This is a genomic window from Thermoactinospora rubra (assembly GCF_002093975.1).
Taxonomy (GTDB): Bacteria; Actinomycetota; Actinomycetes; order Streptosporangiales; family Streptosporangiaceae; genus Nonomuraea; species Nonomuraea rubra_A.
In genome coordinates, this window is sequence record NZ_MSZZ01000077.1 from 25307 (window position 1) to 35127 (window position 9821).

A 9821-nucleotide genomic window follows, 5' to 3' on the forward strand; every position below is an offset into this window, starting at 1 on the left:
ACGATAACCACATGGACATCCTTGATGGGCGGCAATCACCTGGACACCCGTGATGGGCGGCTTTGGCATGTACACCCTTGACGAGCGGCTTCGCATGGTTCCCGCGGACCGCGAGGCGCTGACCGCCCGCGTGGCGGCCGCCCGGCCCACCGACTTCGGCTCCTTCCGGCAGACCGGCTGCGACCTGCTGGTCCTCGGCCGGTACGGCGAGGCGCTCGACCACCTCGACCGGGCGCTGGAGCTGGCCGACACCGGCAGGCGGCGCGTGGCGGTGCTGGTCAACCTGGGCGACGTCTACCGCTACTCCGGCGACGCGCCGACCGCCGAGCTGCTCTACCGCCGGGCCCTGGAGCTGGCGCGGGACTCGGCGCCGGACGCGGTGTCCTTCCCGCTGCAGCACCTGGGCAAGGCGCTGGCCGAGCAGGGCCGCCTGGCCGAGGCCCGCGCGTCGCTGGAGGAGGCGCTGGCGCTGCGGGAGGCGGCGGGCGACGCCGAGCCGGCCGAGTCCACGCGCGCCGCCCTGCTCGCCCTGGACAGGCTGCCCATCCCCTTGCCCGCCTCGGTCGCGGCGCTGGTCGGCGACTCGCCCACCTGGTCGGACGAGCACGAGGGGCGCAGCGGCTCGGTGGCCAGGGTGAACGGCACGTACTGGGTCAAGCGGGGACCGGCGGCCGTGGCGGAGCACGAGCGCCTGGAGTGGCTGCGCGGCCAGGGCATGAGGGTGCCGGTCGTGGCGGCTTTCGAGGACGACGTGCTGGTGCTGGAGGACGCGGGCGTGCCGAGCCTGGCGTCGCTGATCGCCGGCGCCCCGGGCCCGTCTCCGGCAGGCGGCTCCCCCGCGACCGCCATGGGTGAGCTCCTCCGCCGTCTCCATAGCATCCCGGTCGCCGCCTGTCCCTTCGACGGCCGGTTGGACGTCATGCTGGCCCAGGCGCGCCGCCGGGTGGTCGAAGGGCTGGTGGATGCGGACGACTTCGACGACGACCACCGCGACCTCACCCCGGCCCAGGTGCTCGACCGCCTCCTGGCCATGCGCCCCGGCCGGGAGGACCTCGTCGTGGCCCATGGCGACTACACCGCCTCCAACGTCCTGTCCGGCGGCGTCCTCATCGACGTGGGGCACCTGGGCGTCGCCGACCGCTATCGCGACCTGGCCATCGCCGCCCGCGACCTCGGCGAGGACCTCGGCCCTGCGGCGGTCGAGGAGTTCTTCGCCGCGTACGGCCTGGCCGGCGTCGATCACGAACGCCTGGTCTACTACCGTCTGCTCGACGAGCTCTTCTGAGGGACGAGCTCTTCTGAGGGACGAGCTCTTCTGAGGACGGAGGGCTCGACGAGCTCGTGTGTGAAACGGAAGCCGACGAGGTTCCCGATGGGATGAGGTTCGCGACGCGATGAGGTTCTCCGACGGCCTACGGCTGGCGGTCGGCACGCTGACCGTCTTCCCCGTCCGCGTCCCTCACGTCGACCGCCGTACCGCCGGGCAGGCCATGCTGCTCGCCCCCGCGGTCGGTCTCGCGCTGGGCCTCGTCGCGGCCGTCCCCACGCTGGCGGCGGACGGACTGCTCGGCGCAGCCCTCGCCCTCGGCGCGCTCGCCTTGCTCACCCGTGGACTGCACCTGGACGGCCTCGCCGACCTGGCAGACGGCCTCGGGAGCGGCAAACCCGCCCCCGAAGCCCTCCAGATCATGAGAAAGTCCGACATCGGCCCCTTCGGGGTGATGACCCTGGTCATCACCCTCCTCACCCAGGCCGCCGCCCTCTCCTCGCTCCCGGGCGCCCTCGCTCCGGCCGCTCTCGTGAGCGCCTGCATGACCGGCCGTCTGGCGCTCACCTGGGCCTGCCGTACCGGCGTCCCCGCCGCACGCCCCGAAGGCCTGGGCGCCATGGTCGCCGGGACGGTACGGCCGGGCGCCGCCGCTGCCGCCACGGCGGGCTGCCTGCTCGCGGCGACGGCGGCCGGACTCATCGCCGCCGTGGTGTCGCCGGCCGGCGGATCAGGCACCGGCATGCCGCCCGCCGACGGCACGGCCTGGATCATGATCCTGCCGCCCACTGACGGCATGGCCTGGATCGTGATCCTGCCGTTCGCCGTGCTGGCGGGGCTGGCCGTGGCTCTGCTGCTGCTCCGTCACTCCGTGCGCCGCCTGGGCGGCATTACCGGCGACGTGCTCGGCGCTCTGCTGGAAACCGCCACCACGGCCGCCTTGGTCGCCTCCGCAGTGCTCAGCCGTTGACTTCCACCCACATCTGAAGGCGGAGCTTCCCGTGGCATGGCACGTTCGCGCGGCCCTGCCTTTCTGAGTGCGCGCCTCTGAGCGCGCGCCTCGCTCTCGGATGGCTGGCGCTTCGCGACCGCCCGGCGCCGTGGCCTCCACGCCCTGTCACCGCCAGCCCGGCGGCGAGGATGTTCTTCGCGGCGTTCGCGTCGGCGTCGGCCTGCCACCGCAGGCGCGGCACCGGAACACCGCCTGGCCATCACGGTTGTCCGGCGCGCGATGCCCACAGGCAGAGCAGGTCTGCGACGTGTACGCGGCAGGCAAACGATCGGAAGCGGGGATGGATGGGCCAGCCCCACGGCTGAACCGGGGTCCGCGCCGCCCACAGCTGAAGCCGGGGGTCTGCGCTGCCCCCTACAGCTGAAGCCGCGGGTCTGCACTGCCCCTCTACAGCTGAAGCCGCGGGTCTGCGCCCACGAATTTCAGTCAGGCCATGGCTCCCATCGCGACTCGCCGCCCGCCATCCCGCCCGCCTGGCCCCGCGTCCCGGGCGTCATCCGCGCGGTGCCGGGCTCACCGCATCGGCCCGCCGTACCGGCCGCAGCCGGAACAGGGCCACCGCCAGGACCGCCATCAGCGCCCAGCCGATCAGGCCCATCGGCGCCACCAGCGCATAGTTGGGCGGCGCCGACGGGTTGCCGAAGAGACCGACCACCGGGCCGACGGCGTTGAGCGACCCATGCGCGATCACGCACGGCCAGACGCTCCCGCTGCGCAGCCGCAGCCATGCCAGGAGAGCGCCCGCGAGCACCGTGAAGCCGAGGAAGAACGGCGCCGCCAGCGGACCCAGGGTGGGGTAGTTGTAGCCCAGCAGGGTGAGCGGCGCGTGCCAGGCGCCCCAGATGACGCCCGAGACCACGATCGCGAACGGCACGCCGCGGGCCTCGACGAGCCTGGGCAGGAGCCAGCCGCGCCATCCCCACTCCTCGCCGAAGGCCGGGACGGCGTTGAGCACCGGGCCGGTGAGCGCCGCCCCCACAAGCTGGAGGACCACGATGAGCTGCAGGTCGCCTGGTATCGGGACACCCTGCCTCTCCAGCGTCTGGCGCAGGGCCGTCAGGTCCGCCGGGAGCATTCCCAGCGCCATGCTGACGCCGAGCCCGAGCATGACGAGCAGCGGTGTCCCGAGCCAGGCGGCCCCGGCGATCCACAGGGTGCGAGCCGGCCGGCCGCCCAGGGTCAGGCCGGTCTCGCGGGCCAGCACCCTGAAGGGACGCCGATCGAGGGCCCACGCCGCCAGCACGCCGAGCGTGGGCGTGATCATCATTGCCAGGGCGGCGAGGAAGAGCGTGGACGAGGCGAGCCCGTCGCCGAGCCACAGCGGCAGGGCGGCCAGCCATGCGCCACCGAAGGCGACCGCGAGGAAGACCGTCAGGTGGGAGCGCTTCATGCCCGCACCGCCCCCAGGGGCCATGCCTGCACCGCCTCCACGGCCCATGCCCCCACCCCCGCCGGGGCCCATGCCCGCATCCTCACCGGGGTCGATGCGCGCATTCTCGCCAGGACCCATGCCCCCACCGGCACCGAGGCTCATGCCCGCACCCCCACCAGGGCGTTGACCAGCGAGGCGCCACGCTCGGCGTCGTCGACGCTGATCGCCAGCCGTCCGCCCGACCGGTAGTCCAGGACCAGGCACTCCCCGCCCCTGACCATGACCGTGGCCGAGCCCGGCAGCCCGCGCAGGCCGTAGCCGCCCACCTGGGCCGGGAAGCGCTCCTCCACCCGGGCGCGCTCGATCCTGGCCATCGGGATCCGGCGGGCCGGCCAGCCCAGCGGCCCGAAGCCGATCGCGACGCCCTGGGCGGTCACGCGCACGCGGACCGTCGCGGTCGCGTAGCCGGCCAGCCAGAGCGGGAGCGACCACCAGGCGATCGAGGCCGCCGGCCCGGGCAGCTCCATGACGAGCGACAGCGCGGCCACGACGGCGCCGGCCGCCATGCCGGTCCGCGACAGGGCGAGCAGCAGGCGGTTGCGCACCCTGCTGACCCACACCACACGCCGGTCCGGGGAGAGCGGCAGGCCGGGCGGCGCGTGACCGGGCTCCCGCGGGACGTCCGGCGCGCCCCGGCCCAGGTAGCCGGCCGCCGCTCCAGCTGCCACCGCCGCCACCACGGGGACGAGGAACTCCGGCCCGAGCGGAGCCGCCTCGCGCCACGAGGTGGCGTCGAGGTTGGCCAGCAGCGTGACCAGGGACATGCCCGCCGGCAGGACGCCGATCCCCGCCAGCAGCCCCCACCACTGGGCCCGGCCCGACCGGTGGTCGAGAACGCGGCCGCGCAGCAGCGCCGCCAGGAGGATCCCCCAGGCCGGCAGCCACAGCCCCGCGCTGAGCGCGAGGAAGAGCGCGAGCGGCATGCTGCCGTCGGGGCGGCCGCTCCAGTGGGTGGCCAGCGGCTCGGGAAGGCGCTCGCGCAGCGCGAGCGGGACCGCGACCAGCACTGTGGTGACAGCGAGGCCCCACACCAGGCCGATGCGCAGAGCCCGGGCACGATGGGTCATGGAAGCTCCTTCAGCAGGTCGATGAGCTCGTCGCGGCTGTAGCCGTGTCTGCGGGCCTCGTCGAGCAGCTCACGGGCGCGCATGACGAGCCGCACGCGCCCCTCGACGGCGCTGGCGACGCTCACGCCGCGCCCGCGCCGGAACTCCAGCACGCCCTCCTCGCGCAGCTCGCGCAGCGCGCGCAGCACGGTGTTGGCGTTGATGCCCAGCGCGTCGGCCAGGTCGCGGGCGGGCGGGAGCCGGTCGCCGGGACCGTAGGAGCCCTCGGCGATGGAACGGCGGATCGCCGCGGCCACCTGCTCGTGGAGGGGTCGTGGATCGTTGAGGTCCAGCGTGAGCAACATGATGCCAGCGACAATAGCACCATCCGCACAATGATGCTACATCGATTGGCACCATATACGTAGGATGACCCTGTGTTATGCGAAGGCGCAAAGCCTCGATAGCATCGGTTTACGTGACCACAGTGCGGCTGAACTCAGCAGACCCCGTCTCGTACGACACCGACGCGCTGATCGTCGGTTTCCACTCCGGCCCCGCCGCCGCGGGCGCGGAGGGCCTGGAGGAGGCTTTCGGCGGCAAGCTGGCCGCCACACTGGAAGCGCTCGGTTTCAAGGGGAAGGCGGGGGAGGTCGCCAAGGTCCCGACCTTCGGCTCGATCGCCGCTCCGCTGCTGGTCGCGGTCGGGCTGGGCGACTCACACGACCTCGAGGGCCTGCGCCGCGCGGCCGGCTCCGCCGTACGCTCCCTGGAGGGCACCGGACGCGCCGCGCTCGCGCTCCCCGTCGCCACCGCCGAGGAGGCCGAGGCCGTGGCGCTGGGCGGCCTGCTGGGCGCCTACACCTTCGACAGGTACCGCGCGGACAAGCAGTCCCCCATCCGGTCGATCGACGTGCTGGCCTCCTTCGACGGCGTGGCCGAGCGCGCGTCGGTGCTGGCCGAGGCCGTCGCGCTCGTGCGCGACCTGGTCAACACCCCGCCCTCCGACCTGTGGCCCGCGCGCTTCGCCGAGATCGCCGAGGAGATCGGCGGCAAGGCCGGCCTGCAGGTCGAGGTGCTGGACGAAAAGCAGCTCAAGGACGGCGGCTACGGCGGCCTCATCGGCGTGGGCCAGGGCTCGGCCAACCCGCCGCGCCTGGTCCGCCTGTCCTACACCCACCCCGAGGCCGCCAAGACGCTGGCGTTCGTCGGCAAGGGCATCACCTTCGACTCCGGCGGCCTGTCCATCAAGCCGACTTCGGCGATGGAGTGGATGAAGTCCGACATGGGCGGCGCGGGCGCGGTCTTCGGCGCCATGGTCGCCATCGCCAGGCTGGGCCTGAAGGTCAACGCCGTCGGCTACCTGTGCCTGGCCGAGAACCTGCCCTCCGGTACGGCGCAGCGCCCCTCCGACGTCATCCACAGCTACAGCGGCAAGACCGTCGAGGTGCTCGACACCGACGCCGAGGGCCGCCTGGTCCTCATGGACGGCATCGCCCGCGCCGCCGAGGACGGCCCCGACCTGATCGTCGACGTGGCCACGCTGACCGGCGCGCAGATCGTGGCCCTGGGCTGGCGTACGGCCGGCGTCATGGCCAACGACGACGAGGTCAGGGAGCTGGTCGTCGAGGCCGCCGCCGCGGCGGGCGAGGGCGCCTGGGGCATGCCGCTGCCCGAGGAGCTGCGCAAGGGGCTCGACTCCCCCGTCGCCGACATCGCCAACCTGCAGCCGGAGCGCTGGGGCAGCATGCTGGCCGCGGGCGTCTTCCTGAAGGAGTTCGTCCCCGACGGCGTGAAGTGGGCGCACATCGACATGGCGGGCCCGGCCTTCAACAAGGGCGAGCCCTACGGCTACATCCCGAAGGGCGGGACGGGCGCCTTCGTCCGCACGCTCATCGGACTGGCCGAGCGACACGCATCGGGTGCGGGCAAGTGACAAGATGACGGCATCCACTTCCAAGCCGGACTCGGACAAGGAGCACTCCTGTGGCCTATGACATCGTCATCCTGGGTGGCGGTAGCGGCGGCTACGCGTGCGCGCTGCGGGCGGCCGAGCTGGGCAAGTCCGTCGCGCTGATCGAGAAGGACAAGATCGGCGGCACCTGCCTGCACCGCGGCTGCATCCCCACCAAGGCGCTGCTGCACTCGGCCGAGGTCGCCGACGAGGCCAGGGAGAGCGAGGCGTACGGCGTCAAGGCCCGCTTCGAGGGCATCGACGTGGCCGGCGTGCACGCCTTCAAGGACAAGATCGTCAGCCGCGCCTGGAAGGGCGTGCAGGGCCTGCTGAAGTCCGCGGGCGTGACCGTCATCGAGGGGTACGGCAAGCTGGCCGGCCCCCGGCGGATCCAGGTCGGCGACGACGTGGTCGAGGGCGAGGCCGTGGTCCTGGCGACGGGCTCGGCGCCCAAGACGCTGCCGGGCCTGGAGATCGACGGCGTACGGATCGTCACCAGCGAGCACGTCCTGCAGATGGACCGCGTGCCCGCCTCCGTGATCGTGCTCGGCGGCGGCGTCATCGGCGTCGAGCTGGCCAGCGTCTACCGCTCCTTCGGCGCCGAGGTCACCATCGTCGAGGCGCTGCCCCACCTGCTGCCGGCCGAGGAGGAGTCCAGCTCCAAGCTCCTGGAGCGGGCCTTCCGCCGCCGCGGCATCAAGTACGAGCTCGGCGTCTTCTTCGACGGCGCCAAGACCAATGACACCGGCGTGGTCGTCACCCTCGCCAACGGCAAGACGCTGGAGGCGGAGATCCTGCTGGTGGCGGTGGGCCGCGGCCCGGTCTCCTCCGGCATGGGCTTCGAGGAGCAGGGCATCCAGCTCGACCGCGGCGGCGCGGTGGTGGTCGACGAGCACTGCCGCACCTCGGTGCCCGGCGTCTACGCGGTCGGCGACCTCATCCCGACCCTCCAGCTGGCCCACGCGGGCTTCGCCGAGGGCATCATGGTCGCCGAGCACATCGCCGGGCTCGCGCCCGCCCCCATCGACTACGCGGGCGTGCCGCGCATCACCTATTCCGACCCCGAGGTGGCCTCCGTCGGCATCACCTCGGCCCAGGCGCGCGAGCGCGGCCTGGAGATCGTCGAACAGGTCTACGACCTGGCCGGCAACCCCAGGAGCCAGATCCTCGGCACCGCGGGCGCCGTCAAGGTCATCGCCCAGAAGGACGGCCCGGTCCTCGGGGTCCACATGGTGGGCCGCCGGATCGGCGAGCTGGTCACGGAGGGGCAGCTGATCTACAACTGGGAGGCCCTCCCCGCGGAGGTCGCCCAGCTCATCCACGCACACCCGACCCAGTCGGAGGCTGTCGGCGAGGCCATGCTGGCCCTCGCGGGCAAGCCGCTCCACGTACACAACTAGGCCCTCGATAGCGAGAGAAGAAACGATGCCGGTCTCTGTACAGATGCCCCAGCTCGGCGAGAGCGTGACCGAGGGCACCGTTACCCGTTGGCTGAAGAAGGAGGGCGAGCGCGTCGAGGCCGACGAGCCGCTCCTGGAGGTGTCGACCGACAAGGTGGACACCGAGATCCCGTCGCCGGCCGCCGGCGTGATCACCAAGATCGTGGTCGCCGAGGACGAGACCGTCGAGGTCGGCGCCGAGCTCGCCATCATCGACGAGAACGGCCAAGCCGGTGCCACCGCCGCTCCCGCTGCCGAGGCGCCCGCCCAGGAAGCGGCTCCCGCCCCCGCCGCCCAGCCGGAGCCGGAGCCCGAGCCCGCGCCCGCCGCGTCCTCCATCCCGCAGCCGGCGCCCGCCCAGCCGCAGCCCGCTCCTGCGCCCGCTCCGCAGCCACAGCCGGCCCAGCCGCAGCAGGCCCAGGCCCAGCCCGCCCCGGCGCCCGTGACCCAGCCGACGCCGCTGCCCGCGGCGGGTGAGAGCCCGTACGTGACGCCGCTGGTCCGCAAGCTGGCCGCCGAGCACGGCGTGGACCTCAACACGCTCACCGGCACAGGTGTCGGCGGGCGCATCCGCAAGCAGGACGTCCTGGAGGCCGCCAAGGCCCAGCGCGAGCGCGCCGCCCAGGCCCCGGCCGCGGCTCCCGCCGCGGCTCCGCAGGCGCCCGCCGCCCCGGCCGCTCAGGAGCCCGCCGCCCAGGTGGCCGCCGCTCCCGAGCCGGTCGAGGTCGACACGACGCTGCGCGGCCGCACGGAGAAGATGTCGCGCCTGCGCCAGACGATCGCCAAGCGCATGGTGGAGTCGCTGCAGACCGCCGCGCAGCTCACCACCGTGGTCGAGGTCGACGTCACCAAGATCGCCCGGCTGCGCGAGCGGGCTAAGGCCGACTTCCAGCGCCGCGAGGGCGTCAAACTGTCGTTCCTGCCGTTCTTCGCGATGGCCGCGGTCGAGGCGCTCAAGCAGCACCCCAAGCTCAACGCGACGATCAACAACGAGACCAACGAGGTCACCTACTTCGACGTCGAGCACCTCGGCATCGCGGTGGACACCGAGCGCGGTCTCATCGTCCCGGTGATCAAGGGCGCGGGCGACCTCAACCTGGCCGGCCTGGCCCGTAAGATCGCCGACCTGGCCGAGCGCACCCGCACCAACAAGATCAGCCCGGACGACCTGGCCGGCGGCACGTTCACGCTGACCAACACCGGCAGCCGCGGCGCGCTGTTCGACACGCCGATCCTCAACCAGCCGCAGGTCGGCATGCTCGGCACGGGCGCGGTCGTCAAGCGTCCCGTGGTGGTCGACACGCCGGAGGGCGAGGTCATCGCGGTCCGCTCGATGGTGTACCTGGCGCTGACGTACGACCACCGCCTGGTCGACGGCGCCGACGCCGCGCGCTTCCTCACCACGGTGAAGAAGCGCCTGGAGGAAGGCCGCTTCGAGGCCCAGCTCGGACTGGCCTGACCTTCTCCGGTACGGCACAGCGGGCCGGACACCCCTCGCGGGTCGTCCGGCCCGCCCCTTTTTCGCGGCTTCCTCCACGGACATGAGTGAAACGCCACGCGAGCACCAGACCACGACGGCTCGCTCCAGGAAGAGCCGGAAAGGGCGGCTCGCACGCAGGAAAGCCTGCTAAGCGTCTATCCAGAAGTTCTGCGCGTAACCGGGTGTGGGAC

9 protein-coding genes are annotated in these 9821 nt (G+C 72.9%); 5 read left to right on the top strand and 4 right to left on the bottom strand.

Annotated features, from left to right (window positions below):
* Positions 1-94: 94 nt before the first annotated feature.
* Positions 95-1285 (top strand): phosphotransferase, encoded by a 1191-nt coding sequence (locus BSB02_RS36770; RefSeq protein WP_206185091.1) that lies wholly within the window; start codon positions 95-97, stop codon positions 1283-1285.
* 109 nt (positions 1286-1394) lie between these two features.
* Positions 1395-2237 (top strand): adenosylcobinamide-GDP ribazoletransferase, encoded by an 843-nt coding sequence (locus BSB02_RS36775; RefSeq protein WP_084965628.1) that lies wholly within the window; start codon positions 1395-1397, stop codon positions 2235-2237.
* 147 nt (positions 2238-2384) lie between these two features.
* On the opposite strand, the gene BSB02_RS36780 is transcribed toward BSB02_RS36775, so the two are convergent.
* The 4 genes from BSB02_RS36780 to BSB02_RS36795 all read right to left on the bottom strand — a co-directional run bounded on the left by BSB02_RS36780 (position 2385) and on the right by BSB02_RS36795 (position 5122).
* Entirely contained in the window at positions 2385-2543 is a 159-nt protein-coding gene (locus tag BSB02_RS36780; protein ID WP_240506982.1) for a transposase, read from the bottom strand.
* Between the two features lie 229 nt (positions 2544-2772).
* Positions 2773-3669 carry a CPBP family intramembrane glutamic endopeptidase gene (locus tag BSB02_RS36785; protein ID WP_084965629.1) on the bottom strand — a complete coding sequence of 299 codons (897 nt, stop codon included), beginning with the start codon at positions 3667-3669 and terminating at the stop codon, positions 2773-2775.
* A 140-nt stretch (positions 3670-3809) separates the two neighbouring features.
* Positions 3810-4778, bottom strand: a complete 969-nt coding sequence (locus tag BSB02_RS36790) for a hypothetical protein (protein WP_084965630.1) — start codon at positions 4776-4778, stop codon at positions 3810-3812.
* On the bottom strand, positions 4775-5122 hold the full coding sequence (locus BSB02_RS36795; protein ID WP_084965631.1) for a GntR family transcriptional regulator: 348 nt from the start codon (positions 5120-5122) through the stop codon (positions 4775-4777). Before BSB02_RS36795 ends, BSB02_RS36790 begins: the two co-directional genes overlap by 4 nt.
* A 77-nt stretch (positions 5123-5199) precedes the next feature.
* On the opposite strand from BSB02_RS36795, the gene BSB02_RS36800 reads away from it, so the two are divergent.
* Genes BSB02_RS36800 through sucB form a run of 3 tightly spaced genes read left to right on the top strand, consistent with a single transcriptional unit; the run spans position 5200 to position 9609 of the window.
* Positions 5200-6693 carry a leucyl aminopeptidase gene (locus BSB02_RS36800; protein WP_084965632.1) on the top strand — a complete coding sequence of 498 codons (1494 nt, stop codon included), beginning with the start codon at positions 5200-5202 and terminating at the stop codon, positions 6691-6693.
* Positions 6694-6743: 50 nt separating this feature from the next.
* Entirely contained in the window at positions 6744-8111 is a 1368-nt protein-coding gene (lpdA, locus tag BSB02_RS36805) for a dihydrolipoyl dehydrogenase (RefSeq protein WP_084965633.1), read from the top strand.
* Between the two features lie 25 nt (positions 8112-8136).
* Entirely contained in the window at positions 8137-9609 is a 1473-nt protein-coding gene (gene sucB, locus BSB02_RS36810) for a 2-oxoglutarate dehydrogenase, E2 component, dihydrolipoamide succinyltransferase (protein WP_084965634.1), read from the top strand.
* The last annotated feature ends 212 nt before the right edge of the window (positions 9610-9821 follow it).

Bases quoted from the DNA above. Each gene is read 5' to 3' on its own strand.
- BSB02_RS36770 (WP_206185091.1), top strand. From the start codon at position 95: ATGGTTCCCGCGGACCGCGAGGCGCTGACCGCCCGCGTGGCGGCCGCC.
- BSB02_RS36775 (WP_084965628.1), top strand. From the start codon at position 1,395: ATGAGGTTCTCCGACGGCCTACGGCTGGCGGTCGGCACGCTGACCGTC.
- BSB02_RS36785 (WP_084965629.1), bottom strand. From the start codon at position 3,669: ATGAAGCGCTCCCACCTGACGGTCTTCCTCGCGGTCGCCTTCGGTGGC.
- BSB02_RS36790 (WP_084965630.1), bottom strand. From the start codon at position 4,778: ATGACCCATCGTGCCCGGGCTCTGCGCATCGGCCTGGTGTGGGGCCTC.
- BSB02_RS36795 (WP_084965631.1), bottom strand. From the start codon at position 5,122: ATGTTGCTCACGCTGGACCTCAACGATCCACGACCCCTCCACGAGCAG.
- BSB02_RS36800 (WP_084965632.1), top strand. From the start codon at position 5,200: ATGCGAAGGCGCAAAGCCTCGATAGCATCGGTTTACGTGACCACAGTG.
- sucB (WP_084965634.1), top strand. From the start codon at position 8,137: ATGCCGGTCTCTGTACAGATGCCCCAGCTCGGCGAGAGCGTGACCGAG.